26 protein-coding genes and 1 pseudogene are annotated in these 25474 nt (G+C 74.8%); 16 read left to right on the forward strand and 11 right to left on the reverse strand.

All coding sequences use genetic code 11. The annotated features are described in order from the left end of the window. The 3 genes from ABT299_RS41215 to ABT299_RS41225 all read left to right on the forward strand — a co-directional run. Positions 1 to 769: GvpL/GvpF family gas vesicle protein (locus tag ABT299_RS41215; RefSeq protein ID WP_500254075.1), on the forward strand; the 769-nt coding region annotated here is incomplete at its 5' end. Next, on the forward strand, positions 766 to 987 hold the full coding sequence (locus ABT299_RS41220) for a gas vesicle protein (protein ID WP_433252213.1): 222 nt from the start codon (positions 766 to 768) through the stop codon (positions 985 to 987). The genes ABT299_RS41215 and ABT299_RS41220, both read left to right, overlap by 4 nt. Continuing rightward, the gene (locus tag ABT299_RS41225) at positions 984 to 1484 is read left to right on the forward strand and encodes a gas vesicle protein K (protein WP_347256692.1); all 501 of its coding nucleotides are present in this window, start codon (positions 984 to 986) and stop codon (positions 1482 to 1484) included. Before ABT299_RS41220 ends, ABT299_RS41225 begins: the two co-directional genes overlap by 4 nt. Positions 1485 to 1545: 61 nt before the next feature. Here ABT299_RS41225 and ABT299_RS41230 read toward each other — a convergent pair whose 3' ends face one another. Then, a complete protein-coding gene (locus tag ABT299_RS41230) occupies positions 1546 to 2529 on the reverse strand; it encodes a methyltransferase domain-containing protein (RefSeq protein ID WP_500254076.1) in 984 nt (327 codons plus the stop codon). 28 nt (positions 2530 to 2557) lie between these two features. Here ABT299_RS41230 and pdxR point away from each other — a divergent pair, with 28 nt between their 5' ends. Next, positions 2558 to 4132 (forward strand): MocR-like pyridoxine biosynthesis transcription factor PdxR, encoded by a 1575-nt coding sequence (gene pdxR, locus ABT299_RS41235; protein ID WP_500254077.1) that lies wholly within the window; start codon positions 2558 to 2560, stop codon positions 4130 to 4132. Between the two features lie 63 nt (positions 4133 to 4195). On the opposite strand, the gene cydC is transcribed toward pdxR, so the two are convergent. From cydC to ABT299_RS41255, 4 genes are read right to left on the reverse strand one after another with little or no spacing between them, the layout of a single operon-like run. After that, positions 4196 to 5941, reverse strand: coding sequence for a thiol reductant ABC exporter subunit CydC (gene cydC, locus ABT299_RS41240; RefSeq protein WP_500254078.1), 1746 nt, complete (start codon positions 5939 to 5941; stop codon positions 4196 to 4198). Then, positions 5938 to 7605: a thiol reductant ABC exporter subunit CydD gene (cydD, locus tag ABT299_RS41245; protein WP_500254079.1), complete on the reverse strand. Its 1668-nt coding sequence runs from the start codon at positions 7603 to 7605 to the stop codon at positions 5938 to 5940. Before cydD ends, cydC begins: the two co-directional genes overlap by 4 nt. A gap of 13 nt (positions 7606 to 7618) precedes the next feature. After that, a complete protein-coding gene (locus ABT299_RS41250) occupies positions 7619 to 8362 on the reverse strand; it encodes a cytochrome d ubiquinol oxidase subunit II (RefSeq protein WP_500254080.1) in 744 nt (247 codons plus the stop codon). Positions 8363 to 8399: 37 nt separating this feature from the next. Continuing rightward, positions 8400 to 9644 carry a cytochrome ubiquinol oxidase subunit I gene (locus ABT299_RS41255; RefSeq protein WP_500254081.1) on the reverse strand — a complete coding sequence of 415 codons (1245 nt, stop codon included), beginning with the start codon at positions 9642 to 9644 and terminating at the stop codon, positions 8400 to 8402. 278 nt (positions 9645 to 9922) lie between these two features. Between ABT299_RS41255 and ABT299_RS41260 the strand changes: the two genes are divergently transcribed. Continuing rightward, on the forward strand, positions 9923 to 10480 hold the full coding sequence (locus ABT299_RS41260; RefSeq protein ID WP_500254082.1) for an isochorismatase family protein: 558 nt from the start codon (positions 9923 to 9925) through the stop codon (positions 10478 to 10480). Between the two features lie 68 nt (positions 10481 to 10548). Here ABT299_RS41260 and ABT299_RS41265 read toward each other — a convergent pair. After that, a pseudogene (locus ABT299_RS41265) lies at positions 10549 to 10998 on the reverse strand (FBP domain-containing protein). Positions 10999 to 11089: 91 nt separating this feature from the next. After that, entirely contained in the window at positions 11090 to 11602 is a 513-nt protein-coding gene (locus tag ABT299_RS41270) for a GNAT family N-acetyltransferase (RefSeq protein WP_500254083.1), read from the reverse strand. A 392-nt stretch (positions 11603 to 11994) separates the two neighbouring features. Between ABT299_RS41270 and ABT299_RS41275 the strand changes: the two genes are divergently transcribed. Together ABT299_RS41275 and ABT299_RS41280 are read left to right on the forward strand one after the other, a co-directional pair. After that, complete coding sequence (locus ABT299_RS41275) at positions 11995 to 12366, forward strand: nuclear transport factor 2 family protein (RefSeq protein WP_500254084.1); 372 nt, start codon at positions 11995 to 11997, stop codon at positions 12364 to 12366. 146 nt (positions 12367 to 12512) lie between these two features. Further along, positions 12513 to 12845 (forward strand): YnfA family protein, encoded by a 333-nt coding sequence (locus ABT299_RS41280; protein ID WP_190856700.1) that lies wholly within the window; start codon positions 12513 to 12515, stop codon positions 12843 to 12845. A 15-nt stretch (positions 12846 to 12860) separates the two neighbouring features. Here the strand turns inward: ABT299_RS41280 and ABT299_RS41285 are convergent, their stop codons facing one another. Beyond that, entirely contained in the window at positions 12861 to 13568 is a 708-nt protein-coding gene (locus tag ABT299_RS41285) for a DUF72 domain-containing protein (protein ID WP_387018842.1), read from the reverse strand. 113 nt (positions 13569 to 13681) lie between these two features. Here ABT299_RS41285 and ABT299_RS41290 point away from each other — a divergent pair, with 113 nt between their 5' ends. Beyond that, entirely contained in the window at positions 13682 to 14707 is a 1026-nt protein-coding gene (locus tag ABT299_RS41290; protein ID WP_500194334.1) for a tyrosine-type recombinase/integrase, read from the forward strand. Positions 14708 to 14780: 73 nt separating this feature from the next. On the opposite strand, the gene ABT299_RS41295 is transcribed toward ABT299_RS41290, so the two are convergent. Then, positions 14781 to 15416, reverse strand: a complete 636-nt coding sequence (locus ABT299_RS41295) for an HAD family hydrolase (RefSeq protein WP_500254085.1) — start codon at positions 15414 to 15416, stop codon at positions 14781 to 14783. A 150-nt stretch (positions 15417 to 15566) separates the two neighbouring features. On the opposite strand from ABT299_RS41295, the gene ABT299_RS41300 reads away from it, so the two are divergent. The 4 genes from ABT299_RS41300 (at position 15567) to ABT299_RS41315 (ending at position 19218) form a co-directional block, all read left to right on the forward strand. Continuing rightward, positions 15567 to 16256 carry a DedA family protein gene (locus ABT299_RS41300; RefSeq protein ID WP_500254086.1) on the forward strand — a complete coding sequence of 230 codons (690 nt, stop codon included), beginning with the start codon at positions 15567 to 15569 and terminating at the stop codon, positions 16254 to 16256. A gap of 162 nt (positions 16257 to 16418) precedes the next feature. Further along, the gene (locus tag ABT299_RS41305; RefSeq protein WP_500254087.1) at positions 16419 to 17216 is read left to right on the forward strand and encodes a phosphatase PAP2 family protein; all 798 of its coding nucleotides are present in this window, start codon (positions 16419 to 16421) and stop codon (positions 17214 to 17216) included. A 182-nt stretch (positions 17217 to 17398) separates the two neighbouring features. Then, complete coding sequence (locus tag ABT299_RS41310) at positions 17399 to 18412, forward strand: ABC transporter ATP-binding protein (protein WP_500254088.1); 1014 nt, start codon at positions 17399 to 17401, stop codon at positions 18410 to 18412. Further along, positions 18412 to 19218, forward strand: coding sequence for an ABC transporter permease (locus ABT299_RS41315; RefSeq protein ID WP_500254089.1), 807 nt, complete (start codon positions 18412 to 18414; stop codon positions 19216 to 19218). Before ABT299_RS41310 ends, ABT299_RS41315 begins: the two co-directional genes overlap by 1 nt. Before the next feature lie 82 nt (positions 19219 to 19300). Here ABT299_RS41315 and ABT299_RS41320 read toward each other — a convergent pair whose 3' ends face one another. Continuing rightward, positions 19301 to 19978 (reverse strand): response regulator, encoded by a 678-nt coding sequence (locus tag ABT299_RS41320; protein ID WP_500254090.1) that lies wholly within the window; start codon positions 19976 to 19978, stop codon positions 19301 to 19303. After that, on the reverse strand, positions 19975 to 21768 hold the full coding sequence (locus ABT299_RS41325) for a sensor histidine kinase (protein WP_500254091.1): 1794 nt from the start codon (positions 21766 to 21768) through the stop codon (positions 19975 to 19977). The genes ABT299_RS41320 and ABT299_RS41325 overlap by 4 nt, the downstream gene beginning before the upstream one ends. Before the next feature lie 69 nt (positions 21769 to 21837). Here ABT299_RS41325 and ABT299_RS41330 point away from each other — a divergent pair, with 69 nt between their 5' ends. The 4 genes from ABT299_RS41330 to ABT299_RS41345 all read left to right on the forward strand — a co-directional run bounded on the left by ABT299_RS41330 (position 21838) and on the right by ABT299_RS41345 (position 25435). After that, positions 21838 to 23265, forward strand: a complete 1428-nt coding sequence (locus ABT299_RS41330) for a sensor histidine kinase (RefSeq protein ID WP_500254092.1) — start codon at positions 21838 to 21840, stop codon at positions 23263 to 23265. Beyond that, complete coding sequence (locus ABT299_RS41335) at positions 23262 to 23927, forward strand: response regulator (RefSeq protein ID WP_387018815.1); 666 nt, start codon at positions 23262 to 23264, stop codon at positions 23925 to 23927. The genes ABT299_RS41330 and ABT299_RS41335 overlap by 4 nt, the downstream gene beginning before the upstream one ends. A gap of 105 nt (positions 23928 to 24032) precedes the next feature. Then, the gene (locus tag ABT299_RS41340) at positions 24033 to 24662 is read left to right on the forward strand and encodes an RNA polymerase sigma factor (RefSeq protein ID WP_387018812.1); all 630 of its coding nucleotides are present in this window, start codon (positions 24033 to 24035) and stop codon (positions 24660 to 24662) included. Continuing rightward, positions 24659 to 25435, forward strand: a complete 777-nt coding sequence (locus ABT299_RS41345; protein ID WP_190856709.1) for a methylated-DNA--[protein]-cysteine S-methyltransferase — start codon at positions 24659 to 24661, stop codon at positions 25433 to 25435. The genes ABT299_RS41340 and ABT299_RS41345 overlap by 4 nt, the downstream gene beginning before the upstream one ends. Positions 25436 to 25474: the final 39 nt, after the last annotated feature.

The following is a 25474-nucleotide window of genomic DNA, read 5'->3' on the forward strand; positions in this document are numbered from 1 at the left end:
GGTGCGCACCGTCGTGCGCACCGGCGCGGCGGGGACGCTGACCGCGCTGGTCAGCACCGTCCGCCTGGACCAGTACGGCGAGGCGGCGCTGCGCGAGAACCTGGAGGACCTGGCGTGGCTGGAGGAGACCGCCCGCGCCCACCACGACGTGGTGGACCGGGCGGCGCACGCCGCGCCGACCGCGCCGGTGCGGATCGCCACGATCTACCGCGACGACGCGCGGGTCGCGCAGGTCCTCGACGAGCAGGGCGACCGGTTCGCCCTGGCGCTGGACCGGGTCGCCGGCCGCGCCGAGTGGGGCGTCAAGGCCTACGCGCACCGCGAGGCCCTCGAACCCGCGCAGGCTCCCGAGCCCGCCGCGTCCGCCGCGCCCGAGCCGCGGTCCGGTGCGGGCGGGGCGGGGACGGCCTATCTGCGGCGCCGCCAGGACGAGCGGCGCCGACGCGCCGACGCTGGCCGCAAGGTCAGCGAGCAGGCCGCGGCGATCCACGACGGCCTCGCCGAACTCGCGGTCGCCGCCCGCCACCACCCGCCGCAGGACCCCAAGCTGTCGGGCCGCGACGGCGTGCAGATCCTCAACGCCGCCTACCTGCTCGAGGACGGCGACGCCGAGGCGTTCGCGCAGGCGGCGCGCGCGGCGGGGGAGCGGTGGCCGGGCATCGAGGTGGAGGTGACGGGGCCGTGGCCGCCCTACTCCTTCATCGACACCACCGACCCCGCACCCGAGACCGAAGGGGCCGGGCGGGCGGCCGAGGGGGCGGTGCGGTGACGGCCGTCCTGGACACCGGCCGCGACGTCCCGATGGAGCGGATCGCGCTGGTCGACCTGCTGGACCGGCTGCTGGCCGGCGGCGTGATGATCGCCGGCGACCTGGTCATCTCCATCGCGGAGGTCGACCTGGTGCGGGTGTCGCTGCGCGCGCTGGTCACCTCGGTCCGCGACGAGCTGCTGCGCGGCGACGAGCTGCTGCGCGAGGAGGAACGGTGAACCCCACGCCCCGCGACCCCCGCACCGGCCCCGGGACCGGACGGTCCCGCGCCGGGGAGCGCGCGCCGGTGTCGGGCGAGGTGTCGGTGCGCGACCCCGCGGCGGGCGACCCGCTCACCGACGACATCCTCGCCGGCCGCACCGGCGGCGCCGCCGCGGACGCCCCGGTCCGCGCGACCCGCGCGTCCGCGCACGCCGAGGCCCTGCGGGAGCGGTCGTCGCGCACGATGCAGCGGCTGCGCACCGACCCCGAGACCGTCGAGCGGGACCTGGTGAAGCTGGTGCTGACGCTGGTGGAGCTGATCCGGCAGCTGATGGAGCGGCAGGCGCTGCGCCGCGCCGAGGGCGGCGACCTCACCGACGAGCAGATCGAGCGGCTCGGGCTGGCGCTGATGCGCCTGGACGAGGCGATGACCCGGCTCAAGGACCACTTCGACCTGGAGGACGGCGACCTGAACCTCGACCTCGGGCCGCTGGGGCCGCTGCTGCCCGAATGACCCCGTCGTGCGTCGAGCCCCGCCGAGGCGGGGCTCGACGCATGCTCGGCCTCGATCGTCCTCAGCGCCCGCGCGGCGGCGCGCCGTCCGGCGGCTCGTGCGGGATGGCCTCGTGCGGGGCGGCGGGGTTGACGGCGGTGCCCTTGAAGAAGGTGTAGTGGAACGTGCCGCCCTCGGCGGCGGTGCGGCGCAGGTCGGCGATGCCGCGGTCGAACTCCTCCGGTGTGGTGAGGCCCGCGGCGACCGCGTCGTCGCGGACGGCCCGGACCATCGCGGTGAAGGTGTCGCGGGTGAACCCCTCGACCAGCGCCGGCCGGCTCCGGTCGGCGTACACGGTGCGGGGCCGCACCGTGACCTGCCGGTATCCGGCCCCGGTCAGCAGGGGGTGCAGGCGGCGGCCGATGAGCGCGTCGCCGCCCGCGGCGGCCTGCAGCCGGACCTGGTGGCCGATCGCGGCGCGCGCGGCGGCGCTGTCGGGGTGGAAGAACGCCGACCCGTGGTCGCCCTCGATGACGGTGAGGGTGCCGCCGGGCCGCAGGACCCGCCGCAGCCCGGCGAGCGCGGCGGCCGGGTCGGGCAGGTGCTCCAGCACGAAGCAGACGAACAGGTGGTCGAACGCGCCGCCGGGGAACGGCAGGTCGTGCAGGTCGGCCCGCAGCCACCGCACCCGCGCGGCCGGGAACCGGGCGGCGACGCGGTCGCGCGCCACCGCCAGGGACGCGGCGGACACGTCGACGGCGGTGAGGTCCGCGCCGGGGGAGGACGCCAGCAGGTGGACGGTCTGGGCGCCGACGCCGCAGCCGACCTCCAGGACGCGGGACCCGGGCGGGTAGGCGGTCCCGGCCTGCCCGTCGGCGGCGCCGTGCAGCAGCGCGGCGAGCGTGTCGGCCTGGTCGCCGAGCCGCCGCGTCTCGTGCTCCGAATAGCCGTGCACATAGCCCCGGACGGTGCCGGACGCCTCACCGGACGCCTCACCGGATGCTTCGCCTGATGTCTGGCCGGGCGCCTGGCCGGAGGGGTGCCCGGGAGCGGTCACTGTTTCCATATGCCCACCGTCCCGCCACAATGGCCCGATGCACAGGTCCAAAGACGGCGCGTCCGACCAGGCCATAACCGGTGGCGGCGACGCCCCGGCTCCGGGCGGCGGATCCGGGACCGGGCCGGGCACCCGCGCCGGCATCGGAGCGGACTTCCTGCAGCTCGACACCGCCGAGGCACCGCCGGGCGGCATGGCCGCCTGGCTCGCCCGGCGGCTGCGCGAGGCGATCGCCGACGGCCGCCTGCCCGTCGGCAGCCGCCTGCCCGCCACCCGCGTCCTGGCCGCCGACCTGCGCGTCTCGCGCGGCGTGGTCACCGACGCCTACCAGCGGCTCACCGACGACGGCCACGTCGCCGGACGCGGCCGCGCCGGCACCATCGTCGTCGCCGCGCCCCTCACCGCCCCGCCGCCACCCCCCGCCCGCGCACCCGGCCGCCCCGGCGCGGCGGAACCGCCGCGCCCGGTGTTCCCCGACCGACCCGGCGCCGAAGCGTTCGACGTCCTGCGCGCCGCACCCGCACGCATCGACCTGTCACCCGGCGTCCCCGACCTGGCCGCCTTCCCGCGCGCCGCATGGCTGCGCGCCGAACGCCGCGTCCTGTCCGCACTGGCGGCACCGTCCTTCGGCTACGGCGACCCGCGCGGCACGCCCGCGCTGCGCACCGCCGTCGCCGGCTGGCTGGCCCGCAACCGCGGCATCCGCGCCGACCCCGCCGACATCGTCATCCTCGCCGGCACCGCCCAGGCCCTCGGCCTGCTCTCCCAGGTGCTGCGCGACACCGGCATCGACACCGTCGCCGTCGAGGACCCCGGCTCCCTGGGCACCCGCCAGCACCTGGACCACTGGGGCATGCGCACCCCGCCCGTCCCCGTCGACGACCACGGCGTCCGCGTCGACGCCCTGCGCGGCACCGGCGCCCCCGCCGTCCTGCTCACCCCCGCCCACCAGTTCCCGACCGGCACCGTCCTGTCCGGCACCCGGCGCCGCGAGCTGAGGGACTGGGCCACCGCCGGCGGCCTGATCATCGAGGACGACTACGACGCCGAGCACCGCTACGACCGGCCCCCCGCCCCCGCGCTGCGCGCCCTGCTGACCGACCGCGTCTTCTACGCCGGCAGCGTCTCCAAGCTGCTCGCGCCCGCGCTGCGCACCGGCTGGGTCCTCGCCCCGCCCCGCCACCGCGACGCGCTCGTGGACGCCAAGCGCTTCGCCGACCTCGGCAACGCCGCGCTGCCCCAGCTCGTCCTGGCCGACCTGATGGAGTCGGGGGAGATGGAACGGCAGCTGCGGACGCTGCGCCGCCGCCACCGCGCCCGCCGCGACGCGATGATCGACGCGATCCGCGCGCGGCTGCCCGGCGCCGTCGTGCACGGCGCCGCCGCCGGCCTGCACCTGCTGGTCACCTTCCCCGGCCTCGGGGACGCCGATGTGGCCGACACCGACCTGGCCGCCGCCGCCCTCGGCCGCGGCGTCAAGACCCAGCCGCTGTCCTGGCACGCCCAGCGGCCCGCCCCGCCCGGCCTCGTCCTCGGCTACGCCGCCACCGCCCCCTCGGCCATCGACGACGGCGTCACCGCGATCGCCGCCGCCCTGCGCGACCTCACCTGACCCCCCTGCCCGCCCGCCCGGCCCGCGTCGAGCCGTGCCGGGCGGAGCGGGGAGAGGCCGGGGTCAGGCGGCCAGTAGCTCGGCGTCCCACAGATCCCGGTACGGGCCCGCCACCGCCACCAGCTCGTCGTGACGACCCCGCTGCACCACCCGGCCGCGATCCATCACCACCACCTCGTCCGCCGCGTCCAGCGCCGCCAACCGGTGCGTGACCAGCAGCAGCGTCCCACCGCCCGGCGCCGACAGCAGATCCCGGACGACCGCGTCGGCCATCACCGGATCCAGCGCCTCCGTCGGCTCGTCCAGCACCAGCACCGGCGGATCGGCCAGCAGCGCCCGCGCCAGCAGCAACCGCTGCCGCTGCCCGCCCGACAACCCGTGCCCGCCCGTCCCGACCGGCGTGTCCCACCCGTCCGGCAGCGCCCGCACCACCTCCAGGAACCGCGCCCGCCGCGCCGCCGCCTCCAGCTCACCGTCCGTCGCGTCCGGACGCGCAAGCAGCAGGTTCGCCCGCACCGACCCCGCGAACACGTGCGCGTCCTGCATCAACCCCCGCACCGCGCCCCCAGTGCCCCCGACACCGCCCGCGCCGTACCGGGCCGCGTCCAGCCCGCCGAGCAGCACCGCGCCCGCCTGCGGAACCACCTCACCCGACACCGCCGCCAGCAGCGTGCTCTTGCCCGCACCGCTCGCGCCCACCACCGCCACCCGCCGGCCCCGCTCCACCCGCAGATCCACCCCGTCCAGCGCCGCCCGCACCCGACGCGCCCCACCGCCCGCCGCGCCCGCACCGTCCGCGTACGACACCCGCACACCCAGCAGCTCCACCGCCAGCGGCCCCTGCGGCACCGCCACCGGACGCGACGGACGCGGCGCCGGGGGAGCGGCGGCCAGCACCGCCTCCACCCGCCGCACCGCCGGCGACACCTCCCGCCACCGCTGCGCCGCCCCCGCCAGCGGCAGCACCGCCTCCACCGCCACCAGCGCCGACAACCCCGCCACCGCCGCCCCCACCTGGTCCGCGCCGCTCCCGAGCGCCGCCCACGCGACCGCCGCCACCACGCACCCCTGCACCGCCACACCCGCCCCGGCCACCAGCGCCGACACCCGCGCCGCCGCACGCTCGGCCCGCTGCAGCCCCGCCGCCGCGTCCCCGGCCGCCGCCGCGAACCGCACGTCCGCACCGAACACCGCAAGGTCCGCCGCACCCTCCAGGACGTCCAGCGCCCGCACCGCCAGCTCCTCACGCCCCGCCGCGACCCGCGCCCCCGCCCGCCCGGCCGCCCACGCCGCCACCGACGCCAGGACCGGACCCGCCACCAGCACCCCCACCGCCAGCACCACGGCCGCCGCCGGCGCCACCCACCCGCACACCACCACGCCCACGACCCCGCACACCACCGCCGCGACCCCCGGCAGCACACACCGCAGCAGCAGGTCCTGCACCGCCTCCACGTCCGACACCATCCGCGTCAGCGCACCGCCGTCCCGCACCCCCGCATCCGACCGCCGCCACGCCGCCAACGCGTCGAACACCCGCCCCCGCAGCTCCGCCAGCGCCCGCAACGTCGCGTCATGACCCGCCAGCCGCTCGACGTACCGCAGCGACCCCTTCGCCAGCGCGAACCCCCGCACCGCCACGATCGCCACCGACAGCACCGCCAGCTCCGGACGCTGCGACGCCCGCGCGATCAGCCACGCCGCCGTCGCGACCAGCGCCAGCCCGCACACCTCCGCCGCCACGCCCGCCAGCGCCGCCGCCACCAGCCGCACCGCATGCGGCCGCACCGCACCCCACAGCCCCCTCATGCCGCCCTGCCTCCCTCAGCCGCACCGGCCCGCACGCACTCCGCCCCAGGCTCCGACGCAGGCTCCGACGCAGGCTCCGACAAGCGGCCGTCCTGCAGCCGCACCACCCGATCCACCAGCGACAGCAGCGCCGGACGATGCGCCACCACCAACGCCGACCGCCCCTCCAGCAACCGCGCCGCACCCTCCACCAGCGCCCGCTCACTGGCCACGTCCAACCGCGCCGTCGGCTCGTCCAGCAGCATCACCGGACCACCCGCCAGATACGCCCGCGCCACCGCCAGCCGCTGACGCTGCCCCGCCGACACCCCCGCACCGCCCTCGCCCAGCACCGTCGCATACCCCTGCGGCATCTCCCCGACGAACCCGTCCGCGACCGCCGCCCGCGCCGCCTCCACCACCCGCTCCATCCCCGCCTCCGGATCACCGAGCCGGATGTTGTCGGCCACCGACGCCGCGAACAGATGCGGACGCTGCGGCACCCACCCCAGACGCCGCCGCCACGCCACCGGATCCAGCTCCGCCAGATCCACCCCGTCCACCAGCACCCGCCCCGACACCGGAGCCACCAAACCCGCCACCACCAGCAGCAACGTCGACTTCCCCGCGCCCGACGGCCCCGTCACCGCGACCCGCTCACCCGCACCCATCCGCAACGACACCTCCTCCAACGCCGCCCGCTCCGCCCCCGGATACCGGACCGTCACCCGATCCAGCACGATCTCCGGCACCACCGCCGCCACCACCGCCCGACCCGCCGACGGCGCCGCCGGCGCGTCCAGCACCGCGAACGCCTCCTCGGCCGCCGCCACTCCCTCCGCACTGGCATGGAACCGCGCACCCAACGCCCGCAACGGCAGATACGCCTCCGGCGTCAGCACCAGCACCAGCAGCCCCGTCGACAGCACCATCCCGCCGTCCAGCAACCGCAACCCCACCGGCACCGCCACCAGCGCCACCGACAACGCGCACACCAGCTCCAGCACCAGCGACGACAGGAACGCCACCCGCAACGCCCCCGTCGTCGCCCGCCGATGCTCCTCCGCCAGCGCCCGCACCACCCCCGACTGATGCCCCGTCCGCCCGAACGCCCGCAACGTCGACAACCCCGCCACCACGTCCCGGAAATGCCCCCCGAGCCGATGCAGCGCCCCCCACTGCCGCCCCGTCAACGCCGCCGTCCGCAACCCCACCAGAGCACCGAACACCGGCACCAGCGGCAACGTCACCAGCACCACCACCGCCGACGCCCAGTCCGCCGCCCACAACCGCGCCACCACCAGCGGCGGCACCACGCACGCCGCCAGCAACTGCGGCACGTACCCGGTGAAGAACGGGTCCACCGCGTCCAGCCCCCGCGTCAGCAATGTCACCCGCGCCCCCGCGTCCACCGCCCCGCCCGCCAGCAACCCCGCCCGCAAACCCCGCTTCACCCCGGCCGCCGCACGCCCCGCCACCAGCGACGACACCCACGCCAGCACCGCCCGGCCCGCCACCGCCGCCACCACCCACGGCAGCGACCCCGCGTCCAGGCCCGCCACCGCCCGCGCCAGCAGACCCGCCGCCACCACCAGCAGCACACCCTGACCCGCCGCCAGCACACCCAACCCCACCAGCACCCGCCGGGGGAGAAGCCCCAGCAGCCGCCGCTCCACACCCTTCACACCGACCCCCGGCTCACAGGTACGAGGGCGAATCCACACGCCCCCAGAACGTCCGCCACACCAGCGCCTGCGACGCCGCCAGCAACGGCAGCAGCACCACCGCCGACACCGCCGTCAACGACAACCCGCCGCCCTCCGCGACCACCTCCGACCACGGCAACCGCGCCCCCGCCACCACCGACGCCACGACCAGCACCACCGCCGACACCGCATACCGGCCACGACCCCGCGCCGCCCGCACCGCCAGCTCACCCGACAGCCGCAGCCGCGCGAACCCCGCACCATGCCACGCGAACACCACCGCCAACGGCAACGCCAGCACGCTCCCCGCGTTCACACCCCCGCCGCCCAGCACCGACCCCAGCAGCGACGCCCACGCCAACCCCAGCGCCCAGCTCCCCGCGACCACCGCCCCATCGCACACCGTCCGCCACCCCGCCGCGTCCACCCGCCCGCGAAGCCACAGCCCCATGTCCCGCACGACCCACCCGACCAGCAGCACCGCCGCCACCGGATACAGATCCGCCAGCAACCGGTGCTCCAACCCCGGGAACGCCCCCGCCACCAGACCCGCCGACGCCACCAGCCACACCTCGTTCCCGAGGAAGAACGGCGCGAACGACGCGATCACCACCCGCCGCTCCCGCTGATCCCGCCCCAGCCACGGCAGCAGCATCCCCACCCCGATGTCCGCACCCGCCAGCACCAGATACCCGCCGGCGAACACCGCCAGCAGCACGACCGCCAACGACTCCATCACGCACACTCCCGTCGCACCGTCACGAAACCGAGCATCAGAACGTCGCCGACACCGCCGGCGCCGACGGCGCCACCGGGGGAGCGGCCCCCAGCGCACCCCCGTCCGGCCCCCGCCGCGCGAACCGCGCCAGCAACCACGCGTTCACCGCCACCAGCACCGCGAACAGCACCGTGAACCCCGCGAACGACACCGCGAACGTCCCCGACCCCACCCCGGGCGACAGCGCGTCCCGCGTCTTCAACACCCCGTACACCATCCACGGCTGCCGCCCCACCTCACGGAACATCCAGCCCGCCAGCATCGCCGCATAGGGGAGCGGCACCGCGCAGATCATCACCACGTGGAACACCCGGCCCCGCACCAGCCACCGCCCCCACCACACCTTCACCAGCGCGACGACCGCCAGCAGCAGCATCAGCGACCACAACCCGGTCATCACCGCCTCACCGACACCCGCCTGCCCCGGCGCCATGTAATCGCCCGGCCCGAACCGCGCCGTGAAGTCCGCCACCGCCGCGGCCGCGTCGTCCCCACCGGTCTTCGTCGGCTGCAGGTACCGGTACTGCATCCCCCCGACGACCACCACGGGCATCACCGACGCCATCACCGTCACCAGGCCCATCCGCATCGACCGCCGGAAGAACTCCACCTCCGCCGTCCGCCGCAGCAGGTGGTAACCGCTCACCCCCGCCATGAAGAACCCCGCCGTCAGCAGCCCCCCGAACAGCACATGCCCGAACGCCAGCACCGCCGTCGGATTGCCCAGCAGCGCCCCCACGTCCGTCAGCCGCGCCGCCCCGTCCCGCATCTCGTAACCCACCGGACGCTGCATCCACCCGTTCGCCACCAGCACGAAGTACGCCGACAGATACGCCGTCAGCGTCACCACCCAGATCAACCCCAAATGCACCCACCGGTTCAGCCGATCCCACCCGAAGATCCACAACCCCAGGAACGTCGACTCCACGAAGAACGCGGCGATCGTCTCCAGCGCGAGCGGCGCCCCGAACACCCCGCCCGTCATCCGCGACATCCCCGACCAGTTCAACCCGAGCTGGAACTCCATCACCAGCCCCGTGACGATCCCCACCGCGTAGTTCACCACGTACAGCTGGCCCCAGAACCGCGTCATCCGCTCATGCACCGCACGGCCCGACAACGTCGCCCGCGTCTGCATCACCGCCACCAGCGTCGCCAGCCCCAACGTCAACGCCACGAACACGAAATGCGAACCTGCCGTCAACGCGAACTGCACCCGCGCCAGCACCAACGGGTCCATCAGCACAACCCCCACGAACGATCGCCGGAAACCACGACACGATCCTCCGGCCCCGCACCCCCTCCGCGAATCCTGCGCAAGCCCCGAACCGCACTGCGCGTTTCGCGTACCGACCCCCCGCCCACTACGCCCCGAGATGTACGACGCCGCCGCGCCTACTCCCAGCGGAGAAGCCGCCCCACCGCCCCGGGGCCGGGGGAGGAGCATCGGCATCGCGAGACTGTCGGCGCCGTCCAATACCCTGCCCGCCGAACCACCCGAACCAGGGGAGCGCCGCCATGACCACACTGCCCGACCGCCCCAACACCGCCCTGCTCGTCATCGACGTCCAGAACGGCGTCATGGCCGACGCCCACAAGCGCGACACCGTCATCGCCAACATCGCCGCACTCGCGGCCAAGGCCCGCACCCAGAACGCGCCCGTCATCTGGGTCCAGCACTCCGACGCCGAACTGCAGAAGGGAAGCGACGCCTGGCACTACGTCCCGGAACTGGAACGCCGAGAGGACGAACCGCTCGTCGCCAAGTCCTACGGCGACGCCTTCGAGGACACCGACCTCGACCGCACCCTCACCGACGCCCGCATCGGCCACCTGGTCGTCGCCGGCGCGGAGACCGACGTCTGCATCCGCTCCACCATCCACAGCGCCTTCACCCGCGGCTACGACGTGACCCTCGTCGAAGACGCCCACACCACGCCGGATAAGAGCACATGGGGCGCGCCGCCGCCCGAGCAGGTCATCGCCCACACCAACCTCTATTGGCGGTCCCTCCACGCCGCACCAGGCCGCACAGCCACGGTCACCGAAACCCGGAACGTCACCTTCAACACCTGAGCCGGGGAAGAGCCCATGCCTGCGGTTCCGCCGAACAGCCCTGGGGGATAGGGGCGGGTGACCAGCGGTCAGGTGGTGATCGAGGTGATGAAGGCGTCCAGATTCGTCTTGGTGCGTGCGACCTTCTCCTCAAGGGGGACGCCGTCGTCGTGGCCGTCACCCATCAGGGTCTGCTTCATGCCCCGCACGTAAAGGGAGCAGGACAGGTCGGCGCACAGGTACCGACCGACGGTGTTGCCCTGCTTGCCGGCATCGCCGCTGCGCCGCGCGCTCATCAACGCGACCCCGCCGCCGGTGTGCGCGGTATGGCAGAACGAGCACAGGCTGGTCGAGTTGAACCCGCGTGCCTTGCCGGGCGGGGACGCGAGGCGCAGCGCGATCCCGGTGAGCCGGTCGTCCTTCTCGGCGATCAGCTAGGCGCGGTCGGGAGCCTTCGGATCACGCCAGCCGACGAAGTCGAGGCCGGCCCAAGGCGACTGTGCGAAGTCTATTTTCGGGCGGGTGAGGAGGGGGCCGATGACGTCTACTTAACATAATGCTCATTATCGACCATCTGCGCGAGCTGGGATGAAAGGGGCGTGCGGTGCCGGAACGCCGTGTGTGCGGCGGTCAGTGCGTGACGGCGATCCAGAAACGGTCCTCGCCCCGGCGGCGGCCGTCCGGCACGCCGCCGTTGGCGAGGATGACGCGCCGCGACGGCTCGTTGCCGGCGGCGCATGTGAGAAGAACGCGATCCAGGCCAAGGCTCCGGCATTCGGTCAGGCCGGCGGCGAGCATCGCGGTGGCGTGGCCCTGGCGGCGCCAGGGCGTGACCACGTGGTAGCCGACGTGTCCGCCGACGTCGGCGAGCTGCGGCGTCAGCCGGTGCCGGATGATCAAGGTGCCGATGTAGTGCTCGCCGGACACGTACCAGAACGTGCTGTACGGCACGCCCCAGCGGTGCCTGACGGCGCGGACCCGCGCGGCGAACGCCTCGAAGTCGGCGGCCGCGTCGTCGAGCGTGCGCGTCCAGTCGTCGGTGGCGCCTTCGGCGAGGCAGTCGGCGCGTTCGCCGGCGAGGAACGAGTCGCGCACCGCCGCCGTCGGCGGGACGAGCCGCGGCGGGCGATCTGATGCGGACATGGCAGGACATCCTCTCTTTCCCGCCCTGGGCTCGCGAGGTGGGTCCGCTCCCCGGCCCGGATCGGCGCTCGCTCCGGGCGGATGTCGCGGATGATCAAGGGTGCTCGCGGTGCTCTGGTCGGGGGTGCGGTCGTCGCGCGGTGTCACTTGCGATGTGTGTGGTCTTTTTGACCTCATACCAAACAGAATCCAGCTTCTGTCCGGTATGAGCAGTTTGTTTAGATTCGTCCTTTTGCTTGGGCGGTGTGCTGTCCCGTCTCAGTGAACCTGCTCGGTTCTCAGTCAAGCCGCCGCGAGCCGGTCGACCGTCTCACTGAACCTGCTTCCTGCGAAGATCAGCCGAACGTGAACGTCCTGGCGTGGATAGGACGCCCCCTGGGAGGGTGGGCCTCATGGAGGACTTGCAGGAGGACTTGCGGGAGGCGGAGCACCGACTCCAAGCCGCGCAGCTGGCTGGAGATGTCAAGGCGCTTGATCGGCTGCTGGATGATCGGCTGATCTTCACCTTCGGTGCCAACGTTCAGACCAAGGCGGACGATCTGGAGCTGCATCGCACTCGGACGCAGGTGCTGACGAAGGTGGCCGAGGAAGAGCTGACCGTACTCGCTGACGGGCACACCGGGGTGACCTGGTTTCTCGGCACCGTCGAGGGGACCGTCTCCGGGACGCCGTTCGCGGCCAGGATGCGATACACCCGCACTTGGATATACGACGAGAGGCACGGCTGGCGAATCATCGCCGTGCACGCCAGCACTACGGATTGACACAGCCGACACATCGTCCGACGACCGTCCGGCTTCATGGTCACCACCCCGCCCAAAGGTGACTGCACAGAGCGGTGGCCACTTCGCAGGTTCATTGAGACAGGGCATGTGCGGCTCGCGGCGGCGGGCTCTCTAGGGTGATCGGCATGACCGTGCTGCGCTCGATCGCCCTGTTCCTGCTGGCCGCGCTCGCGGAGATCGGCGGCGCGTGGCTGGTGTGGCAGGGCTGGCGGGAGCACCGGGGGCCGTGGTGGATCGTGGCGGGGGTGGCCGCTCTCGGGGCGTACGGGTTCGTGGCGACGTTGCAGCCCTCCCCCGACTTCGGCCGGATCCTGGCCGCGTACGGCGGTGTGTTCGTCGCGGGGTCGCTGGCGTGGGGCGTGGTCGTCGATGGGTTCCGGCCTGACCGGTGGGACCTCGCCGGCGCGCTGGTCTGCCTGGCCGGGGTCGCGTTGATCATGTACGCGCCGCGTTCGTGACCGGGGCGCGCCGGGTCATGTGGCGGTGAGGTCGATGAAGCGCAGGGCGTTGCGGACGGCCGCTCCCCCGGGGTCGTTGTTGAAGTAGACGTAGGCGTCGTCGGCGTCGTCCAGGCGGTCGGCCCAGGCTCGGAGCGTGTCGTCGTCGTAGTGGGGCCAGGGGTCGGCGGGGCCTTCGTGGAAGCGCAGGTAGAGCCAGTCGGCGGTCCGCCAGAGGGGTGTGAGGGGGCGGCCGAGGCGGTCGGCCCAGCACAGGGCGGCGCCGTGGTGCTCCAGGACGCGGCGGACGTCGTCGGTCCACCAGGTGGGGTGGCGTGGTTCGACGGCGACGCGGACGCCGGCCGGGAACCGGCGCAGGCAGGCGTCGAGGCGGTCGGGTTCGGTCTGGAGGGTGGGCGGGAGTTGGAGCAGGACGGGGCCGAGTCTGTCGTCGAGGCCGCCGGCGGCGGCCATGAGGCGGGCGACGGGCTCGGCGGGGTCGTTGAGGCGTTTCATGTGGGTGAGGTAGCGGCTGGCTTTGACGGCCATGACGAAGCCGGGCGGGGTGTTGTCGCGCCAGGCTTCGAAGGTGGCGCGTTTGGGGAGCCGGTAGAAGGCGTTGTTGTTCTCGACGGTGGTGAAGACCTCGCTGTAGCGCTGCAGCCAGGCGCGTTGCGGGACGCCGGACGGGTAGAGGACGTCGCGCCAGTCGGTGTACTGCCATCCGGATGTGCCGATCCGCACGGGCGGCTCCTCTCCCCCAGGGTGTCGGGTGCGGTGGTCGTACCCGTCCGGGGGCGGTTTTGTCGGTGGCGGGTTGTAGCGTCCGGCGGGTGCGTCCTGCCGATCTTCAGCGTGTGACCGTTGCCGAGGCTGTGGACCGTTATGCGGAGATGGTCCGGGCGAAGTGTTCGACGGGGGCGTTGGCGCCGGCGTCGGCGGAGGTGTATGCGCGGGACGTGGTGACGTTCGCGGAGCTGGCGGGTGCGGATCGGGTGCTGGACGATCTGACGGGGGCGGACGTCGATGAGGTGCTGCTGGGGTTCGCGCGCAAGCCGGACGGGCGTCGGCGCGGGGGGCGGGTGCCGGGGGCGGACGGTGGTGGTGCGTTGCAGAGCGCGTCGTCCCAGGCGCGGTTCCGCAGGTCGGTGTCGGCGTTCTTCAAGTACGCGGTGGTGGCGGGGTGGGTGCAGTTGGATCCGATGGTGGCGGTGACGGTGCGGCCGAAGCATCGGGGCGGGTTGCGGGCGGAGCGGCGGGCGTTGACGGTGGAGCAGGCGGAGGGGTTGCTGGGGGCCGCGCGGGAGTTGGCGGAGGCGGGTCCGGCGCCGCGGCGGCGGGTGGATCAGCGGACGGAGTTGCGGGACGGGTTGATCGTGCTGTTGCTGGCGGCGGTGGGGCCGCGGGTGTCGGAGTTGACGCGGGCGAACGCGGAGGACTTCTTCGTCAACGGGGGGATGCGGTATTGGCGGATCTTCGGGAAGGGCGGGCGGACGCGGGATGTGCCGCTGCCGCGTCCGGTGGTGGAGGTGCTGGACGCGTATCTGGCGGAGGGGCGGGTGCTGCTGGATCGCGGGGTGGAGTCGCGGGCGTTGTTGCTGTCGTGGCGGGGGCGGCGGTTGGCGCGGGGTGATGTGCAGGCGGTGATCGATCGGGTGCTGGAGGGGGTGGAGCCGGGGCGGCGGCGGAGTGTGACACCGCATGGGCTGCGGCATACGACGGCGACGCATCTGCTGGCGGCGGCGACGGACATGGATGCGGTGCGGCGGGTGCTGGGGCATTCGGATCTGTCGACGCTGGGGCGGTATCGGGACGAGCTGCCGGGTGAGTTGGAGGCGGCGATGCGGGTGCATCCGTTGCTGGGGCCGGTGGAGCGGGGGTGAGGCGCGGGGCGGACTGTCCCCCGGTCCTGTCCCTCGGGCCTCTCCCCCGGCGTCTCCCTCCCCCGGTCGGTGGTCAGAGGAGGGTGCGGGCGAGGGTGTAGGCGGCGGTGAGGTCGGTGCCGCGGTAGTCGAGGGCGGCGATGCCGGCAAGGTGGTGGTCGGCGTTGATGGCGATGGTGTTCTTGAGGTGGCGGAAGAGGGGCGCGTCGGACATGGAGTCGCCGTAGGCGAGGCATTGGTCGGTGGTGAGGCCGTGGCGGGTGCGGAGTTCTTCGGTGATGCGGACCTTGTCGTCGGGGGTGAGGATGCCGCTGGTGTCGAGGGGTGCGGCGGTGAACGGGAGCGGGGGGAAGCGGGAGGCGATGACGTGGTCGAAGCCGAGGTCGAGGAGGTGGCGGGCGAAGAAGTCGGGCGACATGGTGATGACGGCGGAGTGTTCGCCGCGTGCGCGGATGTCGGCGCAGACGTCGGGGATGCCGGTGAGCCAGGGGCCGGCGGTGTAGGCGGCGGCGACGTGGTCGGGGGTGAGGTGGTGCCAGAGGCGGTGGATCTCGCTGGAGAAGCCGCGGGTGTCGAGGGTGCCGGCGGCGAACCGGGCCTCGAGGGCGTGGAGTTCGGTGAGGGTGCCGAGGTGGCGGGCGAGTTGGAGGTTGGCGGTGGTTCCGGTGAGGAGGGTGCCGTCCATGTCGAATATGTGCAGGTGTCCCACGTGGTGTCAGTGTGGTGGACGGGCGTCGTGGTGGGCGAATCGGTTTTGGTTGTGGTAAGCGGCGTGGTGTGACCCCCTGTCGGAGGTCGGGGGTGGTGGCGGGCTTTCGGGGGATGTGGGGGCGGTGGTGCGGTTCCTAGCGTCGGGGGCATGGATTCGATCTTGGATGTGGTGGGTGCGGCGGTGTCGTCGCCGTGGTTCTGCCTGGTGCTGTTCGCGGTGGCGCTGCTGGACGGCTTCTTCCCCGTGGTGCCGAGCGAGAGCATGGTGATCGCGGGCGGGGTGTATGCGGCGTCGGGGTCGCCGGATCTGGCGCTGGTGGTGGTGTCGGCGGCGGCGGGCGCGTTCGCCGGTGATCATGTGGCGTTCCTGCTGGGGCGGGGGCCGGGCGGGCGGTTGCTGCGGCGGGCGCGGCCGGGGACGCGGCGGTACGGGGCGCTGGTGCGGGCGCGGGGTGCGTTGGCGGAGCGTGGCGGGTTGGTGCTGGTGGTGGCGCGGTACGTGCCGGGTGGGCGGACGGCGGTGACGGTGTCGATGGGTGCGTTGGGGTTCCCGTTGCGGCGGTTCTCGGTGTTCGCGGGGGTGGCGGCGGTGTCGTGGGGGTTGTACGGCGGGCTGCTGGGTTATGTGGGCGGTGCGGCGTTCGAGGACGATCCGGTGAGGGGTGTGGCGGTGGGGCTGGGGTTGGCGTTGTCGGTGACGGGTGTGGTGGAGGGGGTGCGTTTCGTGCGGCGGCGCCGGTCGCGGGCGCGGCGCGGCGATGGTGGTGGCGGCGTGGGGGTCGGTGGTGCCGCGGTGGGGGCCGGTGGCGGCGGGGTCGTCCGTGCGGAGGGGCGGTAGGGCTGTCTTCGGTGGGGGTGCGGGGTCGACTTCTGGGTGATGCGCGGCGTTTGTGGAGCGGGTGATCGTCGGGACGTGCCAAGCTCTACGGGACGGTGAACGTGGGGTGAACTTCGACGGTCCGTCCGGTGTCCCATGGGGTGTCGGGCGGCCGTCTCGATCGTGAGGGAGAGCATGCAGGCGCCAGATTTCAGCGTGCATCTGTACCGGGACGTCACCGAGTGGGCGTGGGGTACGCCGTCGTGGGTGCATTCGGTGGCGGACGTGGGGACGAACGCGGGGCTTCTGTTGTTCGCGGTGCTGTTCGTGGCGGGCTGGTGGCGGGCGCGGGGCCTGGACGCGCGGGCGATGGGGCTGGCGTTGTCGGCGCCGTTCGCGATGGTGGCGGCGTATCTGGTGAGCGAGGTGTCGAAGGACTTCCTGCAGGAGGAGCGGCCGTGCCGGGCGGTGTCGGGGGCGGTGCACATCGCGTCGTGTCCGGCGCCCGGGGACTGGTCGTTCCCGAGCAATCACGCGACGATCGCGGCGGCCTCGGCGGCGGCGCTGGTGGTGGTGTGGCGGGCGCTGGCGCCGCTGGTGCTGCCGTTGGCGGTGCTGATGGCGTTCTCGCGGGTGTTCGTGGGTGTGCATTACCCGCATGACGTGGCGGCGGGGTTCTGTGTGGGTGTGGTGGTGGCTCCGGTGGTGGCGCTGGTGCTGGTGCGGGCTGCCGAGCCGCTGGTGGATTTCCTGCGGGGGTTCCCGGTGGCGGCGGTGCTGCTGGGGGCGCGTCCGGTGGCCGCGCCGGCGGGTGCGGGGTTCGGTGGCGCGGGGCTGGCGCAGGAGCCGGTGCCGGCAGGTGCCGCGGGTGTGACGCGGATGGACGATGCGGCGGTGACGATGCCGGACGTGATGGGCGGCGTGCGGGGCGTCGGCGGGCCGGGTGGTGCGGTGGGGCGGCATCATCGGCGGGGTTCGTAGCGCTCTGCGGGTGTGGCGGGCCGTTCCGGTGGTGGCACCGGGGCGGCCCGTTCCGTTCGTCGGGGGGGCGGGTTCCCTGCCGAAAGTGGGGGTCGGGGGGTGGCGTTCGGGCACTGTGGGGCCGCTCCCCCGCCGCCTAGGTTCTGGCGTTGTCGAGATGTCGGGGCCGGAGGGACGGTGTGATGATCGCGTTGCGTGGTCTGACGAAGCGGTACGGGGACAGGACGGCGGTGGACGGGCTGTCGCTGGAGGTGGCGGCCGGGAAGGTGACGGGGTTCCTCGGGCCGAACGGGGCGGGGAAGTCGACGACGATGCGGATGATCGTGGGGCTGGATCGTCCGAGTGCGGGTGCGGCGCTGGTGGGCGGGCGGTGGTATGCGGAGTTCCGGCATCCGCTGCGCGAGGTGGGGGCGTTGCTGGAGGCGAAGGCGGTGCATCCGGGGCGGTCGGCGCGGCGGCATCTGCTGGCGATGGCGCGCAGCAACGGGATCGCGGCGGGGCGGGTGGAGGAGGTGCTCGCTCTGGTCGGTCTGGAGGGGGTGGCCGGGAAGCGGGCGGGGGCGTTCTCGCTGGGGATGGGGCAGCGGCTCGGGATCGCGGGTGCGCTGCTGGGCGATCCGGGGGTGCTGCTGTTCGACGAGCCGGTGAACGGGCTGGATCCGGACGGGGTGCTGTGGGTGCGGCGGTTGATGCGGTCGCTGGCGGCGGAGGGCCGGACGGTGTTCGTGTCGTCGCATCTGATGAGCGAGATGCAGCTGACGGCGGACCGGCTGGTGGTGATCGGGCGGGGCCGGTTGATCGCGGACGCGCCGGTGGCGGAGGTGATCGCGGCGAGTTCGCGGAACGCGGTGCGGGTGCGCAGTCCGCGGGCGGCGGAGCTGGCGGCGCGGGTGGAGGCGGAGGCCGTCCCGCGCGGGGCCGCTCACCCCGGGGCCGCTCACCCCGAGGCCGCCCCGCGTGGGGGTGCCGCGTCCGGGGATGCCGGGCGGCGGGGTGTCGAGGTGGTGCGGGTGTCGGCGGAGGAGCTGGTGGTGACGGGGTTGCCGGTGGATCGGGTCGGGTGGCTGGCGTTCGAGGCGGGGGTTCCGGTGCTGGAGCTGAGCGAGGAGAAGGCGTCGCTGGAGGAGGCGTACATGGAGTTGACGGGGACGAGCGTGGAGTACGGCGCGGGTGCGGCGGCCGGGGTGGAGGCGTGATGGCGGCGACGGTGCGGGCGAGGTCCGGTGGCGCGGAGCGGGCCGGCGGCGGGCTGCGGGGGGCGGTCGCGGCGGAGTGGACGAAGCTGTGGTCGGTGCGCTCGACGTGGTGGGGCCTTGCGGCCGCGGTCGTGCTGATGGGGCTGATGTGCCTGATCCTGGCGTCGTCGACGGTGTCGAACAACACCAACGAGGTGGCGTCGGACGATCAGGGGGTGGTGTCGGTGAGCGGGGTCGCGATCGCGTCGCTGGACATGGTCCAGTTCGTGGTGGTGGCGGTGGCGATCCTGGTGATCACCGGTGAGTACGCGACGGGGAGCATCCGGTCGACGTTGCAGTGGGTGCCGCGGCGGGGGCGGATGCTGGTGGCGAAGGCGGTGGTGCTGGCGGCGGTGATGCTGCCGGCCGGGGTGGTGCTGGGCGTGGCGGGGACGGCGGTCGCCGGTCCGGTGCTGCGCGAGTGGGGGCGGCTGCGGGCGGTGGTGTTCGTCGACGACGCGCTGCAGTCGGGGGTGTATCTGGCGCTGGTGTGCCTGCTGGTGCTGGGGCTGGGGGCGATGCTGCGGAGCACGGCGGGGACGTTGACGACGGCGTTCCTGTTCCTGCTGGTGCTGCCGATGCTGCTGGAGAACGCCGGTTCGAGCGTGGGGCGGCGCGCGGCGGACGCGTTGCCGAGCGGTGCGGGGCGGCATTTCATGAACGGGGACGGCCCGTATCCGGCGGGGGCCGGTGCGGCGATCCTGGCGGCGTGGGCGGTGGCGGCGTTGTGGGGCGGTGTGGTGGTGCTGCGGCGTCGGGACGCCTGACACGCCCGTGGGCGGGCTCGGGGGCCGTCGCGCCGTGGTCGGCGCGGCGGCCCCCCGGGGTCGCGCTCAAGGTGCGCGGGTGTCAGGGAGTGCGAGTGTCAGTGGTGGGGTCGTGGACGAGTCCGGCTTCGTGGGCGAGGACGGCGGCCTGGACGCGGTTCTTGACGTCCAGGCGGGTGAGGATGGCGCTGACGTAAGCCTTGACGGTGCCTTCGACGACGTGGAGGCGGTCGGCGATCTCGGCGTTGGCCAGGCCGGCGCCGAGCAGGGCGAGGACCTGGCGTTCGCGGGGGGTGAGGCCCTCGGTGCGGCGGCGGGCGGCGGCGCCGGCGGCCATGCGCCCGCCGGACAGCTCGGTGATGACGCGGTGGGCGACCTTGGGCGACAGGAACGCGGCGCCGGCGGCGACGGCGCGGACGCCGGCGATGAGCTCGTGGGGGTCGCCGGACTTGAGCAGGAAGCCGCTGGCGCCGCCGCTGAGGGCGCGGGCGATGTAGTCGTCCTCGCCGAAGGTGGTGAGGATGGCGACGGCGGTGGCGGGGGCGGCGCGGCGCAGTTCGTCGGCGGCGGTGAGGCCGTCCATGCGGGGCATGCGGATGTCGAGGAGGGCGACGTCGGGGTGGTGGGCGAGGGCGAGGTCGACGGCTTCGCGGCCGTCGCCGGCCTCGGCGACGACGTCGATGCCGGGGTCGGCGGACAGGATGGCGCGGACTCCCGCGCGGATCATGGTCTCGTCGTCGGCGAGCAGGACGCGGATCACTCGGGGCCTTTCGTGGCGGGGTCGGCGGTGCTGTAGGTGTTCTTGGCGGTGAGGCGGCCGCCGCTGAAGCACAGGCGGTAGAGGTGGCCGGTGCCGAGCAGGTCGGCGGTGGGGCGGTAGTAGCGGCAGCGGGCGCCGGGCGGTTCGGGGACGCGGGCGCGGACGGTGCCGGCCTCGGTGGCCTGGACGGGCGGGAGCAGCGGCTCGACGTGGTCGCGGGTGTCGCCGACGCGCAGGGCGGCGTAGTCGGCGGGCGGCAGGACGGAGTTGAGGGTGGCGTAGGCGTAGTAGCCGAGCATGACGGCGCCGAGCGCGGCGATGAGGGCGGCGGGGACGGCGATGGCGGTGATGAGGCCGCGGCGGACCTGGCGGCGTTCGCGTTCCAGGTGGCGTGCGGATTCGGAGGGGCCGTCGGGGGCGTCCAGGGGGCGGGGGCCGGGCGGCGGTGTCTCGGGCAGGACGGCGCGGACGGTGAAGCCGCCGCCGGGCGCGGGTGCGGCGTGCAGGGTGCCGCCGGCGAGGCGGGCGCGTTCGGCGAGGCCGGTGAGGCCGTGGCCGCCGCCGGGCGGGAGCAGGGCGGGGCCGCCGGGCGGGGCGTCGTTGGCGACGGTGACGGTGATCGCGGGCGCGTCCGGGCCGTCGCCGGTGGCGGGGGCGCGGCGGGTGAGGGTGACGGTGATCGGGGCGCCGGGGGCGTGTTTGGCGGCGTTGGTGATGGCCTCCTGCACGATCCGGTGCGCGGCGAGCGCGATCATCGGCGGGAGCGGGCCGGGGGCGGGGCCGGCGGTGGTGTCCAGGCGGACGGGGACGCCGGAGGCGCGGGCGCGTTCGACGAGGTCGTGGACGCTTTCGTGGACGGGCCTGGCGGCGGCGTCCGGCGCGGCCGGGGCGGTGGTCTCCCCCGCCGCGGCGCGTCGGGCGGTGTCGTCGCGGAGGACCCCGATGATCTCGCGGAGGTGCTCGGTGGCGTCGGCGGCGCCGGCGCGCAGTTCGGCGGCGGCGGCGCGGTGGCGGTCGTCGAGGCCGGGCGCGACTTGCAGGGCGCCGGCGCGGACGGCGATGAGGGCGAGTTCGTGGCCGAGGGAGTCGTGCATGTCCTGGGCGATGCGGGCGCGTTCGCGCAGGCGTTCGCGTTCGGCGGTGATGCGCTGCTCGCGTTCGAGGCGGTCGGCGCGTTCCCAGCCGGCGTGCAGGAGTTCCTGGTACTGCTGCCAGTAGCGGCCGACGAGCCAGGGCAGGACGCCGAGCAGCACCAGCCACAGCGTCAGCGGGAACCAGGTGGTGACGTCGATGCCGCGGGCGATGTTGATGAGGGTGCCGGCGGCGAACACGGCGGTGAATCCCCACAGCACCGGGCGGGCGCGGGGCGTCCGCAGCCCGGTCAGGTAGGACATGACGGGCATCGCGAAGACGAAGTTGCCGTGCACGGCGATCAGCGCGATGGCGGTGAGCAGCGCGGCGGTCGGGCGGGTCCGGGAGATCGCGACGGCGGCGGCCAGGACGCCGAGCGCGGCGATCCGCAGCCACCAGGACGGTGCGGTCGGCTGGAGCGGTGAGACCAGGTCGAACCCGGCGGGCAGGGCCAGGACCGCCCACAGCGCGATGTCCTTGACCAGCAGGGATCTGCGGGGCCGGTGGAGGGCGGCGCGGGTCTCCGCGCGGGCCGCGCGCAGCGCGGCGCCTGCGGCATGGGAGACGCGGGCGCCGCTCGGGCGGGCGGGCGCGGGCGCGGGGGCGGCCGTGTCCCGCTCCCCCGGGCGCCGCGGGACGGTGGTGGCCGGGTCGTTCACCCGGCCCACGGTACAAGCCGGTGATCTGCGGTGATACTGCCGAAAGTCAGGGGCCGCTACGGTGGGCGGGTGACCGTGCCCTCGCCGCGTCCCGGGCGTCCCAGGCGGCCCGCTCCGCCGAGCCCGCCGTCGCGGCCGTGGCCCCCGCAGTCCCGGGAGGAGTGGGGCCGCTGGTGGGGTCGCGGCCGGGCCGGCGAGGTGGTGCCGGCGGTGGCCGCGCTGGTGGTCACGGTGGTGATGAGCGCGGTCGCGGCCAAGCCCGGGGACCGTCCGCTGTGGCCGGGCGGGCTGGCGCTGATCGCGGTGACGACGCTGGCGCTGGTGTGGCGGCGCCGGCATCCGGTGGTGCTGCTGGTGGTGGCGACCGTGGTGCCGCCGCTGTACTACCCGCTGGGGTATCCGGACGGGCCGATCGCGTTCGTGTTCCTGGTGGCGCTGTTCAACGCCGCGGTGCAGTGCCGGCTCGCGGTGCCGCTGGGCGCGGTGATCGTGGTGAACGCGGGGTTCCTGACCACCTCGGCGGTGCGGGGCGGGGACGGCGGCGACCCGGACGCGGTGGCCGACGCGCGGGGCGTGGCGTCGCTGTCGCTGGCGCTGCTGGTGACGGTCGGGATCGGGCAGTACGTGCGGGGGCGTCGGATCCGGGTCGAGGAGGCCGAGCGGCGCGCCGCCGCGGCCGAGCGCGGCCGGGAGGAGGAGGCGCTGCGGCGGGCGGCGCAGGAGCGGCTGCGGATCGCGCGGGAGCTGCACGACGTGCTGGCGCACCAGATCTCGCTGATCAACGTGCAGGCGGCGGCGGCGCTGCACCGGCGCGACGATCCGGCGCGGGCGTACGCGGCGCTCGATGCGATCAAGGCGGCGAGCCGGCAGACGCTGCGGGAGCTGCGCGGGGTGCTGGGGGTGCTGCGGCAGGTCGACGAGCCCGGCGGCGGGGCGGGGCCGGTGGAGCCGGTGCCGTCGCTGGCGCGGGTCGGTGAGCTGCTGGAGCGCACGGCGGCCGCGGGGTTGCGGGTGCGTCGGGCCGGCGACCTCGCCGCCACCGACGGCACCTTCGACGGCGAGGGCGGTGGGCGGCTGGCGGCCGTGCCGGCGCCGGTCGGGCTGGCCGGGTACCGGATCGTGCAGGAGGCGCTGACCAACGTCGTCCGGCACGCGGGCGCGGAGACGGTGACGGTGGAGGTGCGGTGCACCGCGGACGCGGTGATCGTGCGGATCGACGATGATGGGGCGGGCCCGGCCGGCGGCACCGCCGCGGCGGACGGGCAGAAGGACGGGCCGGCGGGCGTGCCGAAGGGCGGCAACGGGCTGCGCGGCATGCGGGAGCGGGCCGTGGCGGTCGGCGGCGAGCTGACCGCGGGCCCGGGCCCCGGCGGCGGGTTCCGGGTGCGGGCGCGGCTGCCGCTGGACGCCCCGGCCGGTCGCCGGGGGCACGACGAGGGAGCGGGAGAACAGGTGGCGGACGGGAAGGCCGGGCGGGCGATGCGGGAGGACACGTGATCCGGGTGGCGCTGGCCGACGACCAGACGCTCGTGCGGGCCGGGTTCCGCTCGATCCTGGAGGGCGAGGACGACATCGAGATCGTCGCCGAGGCGGGGGACGGCGAGCGGGCGGTGCGGCTGGCGCGCGAGCTGCGCCCGGACGTGGTGCTGATGGACGTGCGGATGCCGGTGCTGGACGGGCTGGAGGCGACCCGGCGGATCGTCACCGACCCCGCCCTGGCGGACGTCCGGGTGGTGATCCTGACGACGTTCGACCTGGACGACTACGTGTACGGCGCGATCAAGGCGGGGGCCAGCGGGTTCCTGGTGAAGGACACCGAGCCGCCGGAGCTGATCCACGGCGTGCGGGTGGTGGCGCGCGGTGACGCGCTGCTGGCGCCGGCGGTGACGCGGCGGCTGATCGCCGAGTTCGCGTCCCGGATCACCGCGCCGCCGCCGTCGGTGGAGCTGGACGCGCTGACGGCGCGGGAGCGGGAGGTGCTGGAGCTCGTCGCGCAGGGCCTGTCGAACGAGGAGATCGCCGAGCGGCTGGTGCTGTCGCCGGCGACCGCGAAGACGCACGTCAGCCGTATCCTGTCCAAGCTGGGGGCGCGGGACCGGGCGCAGCTGGTGGTGCTGGCCTACGAGTCGGGGATGATCCGTCCCGGCTGGCTCGGCTGACCTTCCCCGGCCGCTTCCCGGCCGCTTCCCGGCCGCTCCCCTGACCCGGCCCCGGGCCTGGTGCGGGAGTGCAACGGGCCGGGCGGCGGCGGTGTTGAAAGGGATGTGACGGTTACCGACGAGGTTTCGATCCGGCCCGCCGGGGCGTCCGCCGAGAGCGGGGGCGACGCCGCGGGCGCGCGGGTCGTCGCCGCGCTGTCCGGCGACCTGGACGGCGGGTTCGCCGTGCTGTACGAGGCGTACCGGGGGCCGGTGTTCTCCACCGCGCTGCGGCTGTGCGGCCGGTGGGCGGAGGCCGAGGACCTGTCCGCCGAGGCGTTCCTGCGCGCCTACCGGGCGCTGTGCGGGTACGGGCCGGAGCGGATCGCGGACCTGCGGCCCCGGGCGTGGCTGCTGACGATCCTGACGAACGTGTGGCGCAACGGCCTGCGGACGGCGGCGCGCAAGCCGCCGCCGGGGCCGCTGGAGGACGCGCCGGACCCGCCCGACCCCGCCGAGGGCGTGGAGGACGCGGCGGCGCGGCACGAGACCGGGCGGGAGCTGGCGGACCTGCTGGCGGCCCTGCCGGACGCGCAGCGCGCCGCGGTGGTGCTGCGGCACGTCACCGACCTCCCGGTCGCGGAGATCGCGGAGGTGATGGGAGTGCCGGAGGGCACCGTGAAGTCGCACGTCTCCCGCGGCCTGGCGCGCCTGCGCCGCCTGCACCAGGATCAGGAAGAAGGGGGTGCCCGATGAACGGCATCGATCCCGCGTCCGACGCGCTGCTGGAGGGCCTGGCGGGGCTCGCCGCCGACGCGCCGCCCGCGCTGCTGGACCGGATCGCCGCGCGCCGCGTCGAGGTGGACGGGCCGCTGGAGCACCTGCGGGTGGCGTTCACCGACCGCGGTGTGGCGTACGTGCGGGCCGGGCTGGACGAGCAGGAGTTCACCGCGTCGTTCCGGGAGCGGTTCGCGCGGCCGCTGCTGCCCGCCGACGCGCCGCCCGCCGGGCTGGTCCCGGCGCTGCGGACGGGGCGGCTCGGCGGCCTGGCGCTGGACCTGCGCGGGCTCAGCGGATTCGAGGCGGCGGTGCTGCGGGCCGCGGCGACGATCCCGCGCGGGCAGACCCGCCCGTACGCGTGGGTGGCGCGGCGCGCGGGCCGTCCGAAGGCGGTGCGGGCGGTCGGGTCGGCGCTGGGCCGCAACCCGGTGCCGCTGCTGATCCCCTGCCATCGGGTGACCCGGTCGGACGGGTCGCTGGGCGAGTACGTGTTCGGGGCGGCGGCCAAGGAGCGGCTGCTGCGCGCCGAGGACGTCGACGTGGACGAGGTCACCGACATGGCGCGGCGCGGGGTGCGGCTGGTCGGCAGCGACACCACGGGGATCGTGTGCTTCCCGACCTGCGCCGACGCCCGCCGGATCGCGCCCTCGCACCGGCGCGGGTTCCGGGACCTGGCCGCCGCGCGGGCCGCCGGGTACCGGCCGTGCCTGCACTGCCGCCCGGACGGCCCCGACCCGTCCCCCGCCTGACCGGCGGGCCCGCCGCCCCGAGCCGGGCCGGGCCAGTCG

The organism is Spirillospora sp. NPDC000708, from assembly GCF_040299565.1.
In the GTDB taxonomy this organism is placed as follows: Bacteria; Actinomycetota; Actinomycetes; order Streptosporangiales; family Streptosporangiaceae; genus Spirillospora.

Bases quoted from the DNA above. Each gene is read 5' to 3' on its own strand.
- ABT299_RS41230 (WP_500254076.1), bottom strand. From the start codon at position 2,529: ATGGAAACAGTGACCGCTCCCGGGCACCCCTCCGGCCAGGCGCCCGGC.
- pdxR (WP_500254077.1), top strand. From the start codon at position 2,558: ATGCACAGGTCCAAAGACGGCGCGTCCGACCAGGCCATAACCGGTGGC.
- cydC (WP_500254078.1), bottom strand. From the start codon at position 5,941: ATGAGGGGGCTGTGGGGTGCGGTGCGGCCGCATGCGGTGCGGCTGGTG.
- ABT299_RS41250 (WP_500254080.1), bottom strand. From the start codon at position 8,362: ATGGAGTCGTTGGCGGTCGTGCTGCTGGCGGTGTTCGCCGGCGGGTAT.
- ABT299_RS41255 (WP_500254081.1), bottom strand. From the start codon at position 9,644: ATGGACCCGTTGGTGCTGGCGCGGGTGCAGTTCGCGTTGACGGCAGGT.
- ABT299_RS41260 (WP_500254082.1), top strand. From the start codon at position 9,923: ATGACCACACTGCCCGACCGCCCCAACACCGCCCTGCTCGTCATCGAC.
- ABT299_RS41270 (WP_500254083.1), bottom strand. From the start codon at position 11,602: ATGTCCGCATCAGATCGCCCGCCGCGGCTCGTCCCGCCGACGGCGGCG.
- ABT299_RS41275 (WP_500254084.1), top strand. From the start codon at position 11,995: ATGGAGGACTTGCAGGAGGACTTGCGGGAGGCGGAGCACCGACTCCAA.
- ABT299_RS41280 (WP_190856700.1), top strand. From the start codon at position 12,513: ATGACCGTGCTGCGCTCGATCGCCCTGTTCCTGCTGGCCGCGCTCGCG.
- ABT299_RS41300 (WP_500254086.1), top strand. From the start codon at position 15,567: ATGGATTCGATCTTGGATGTGGTGGGTGCGGCGGTGTCGTCGCCGTGG.
- ABT299_RS41310 (WP_500254088.1), top strand. From the start codon at position 17,399: ATGATCGCGTTGCGTGGTCTGACGAAGCGGTACGGGGACAGGACGGCG.
- ABT299_RS41315 (WP_500254089.1), top strand. From the start codon at position 18,412: ATGGCGGCGACGGTGCGGGCGAGGTCCGGTGGCGCGGAGCGGGCCGGC.
- ABT299_RS41345 (WP_190856709.1), top strand. From the start codon at position 24,659: ATGAACGGCATCGATCCCGCGTCCGACGCGCTGCTGGAGGGCCTGGCG.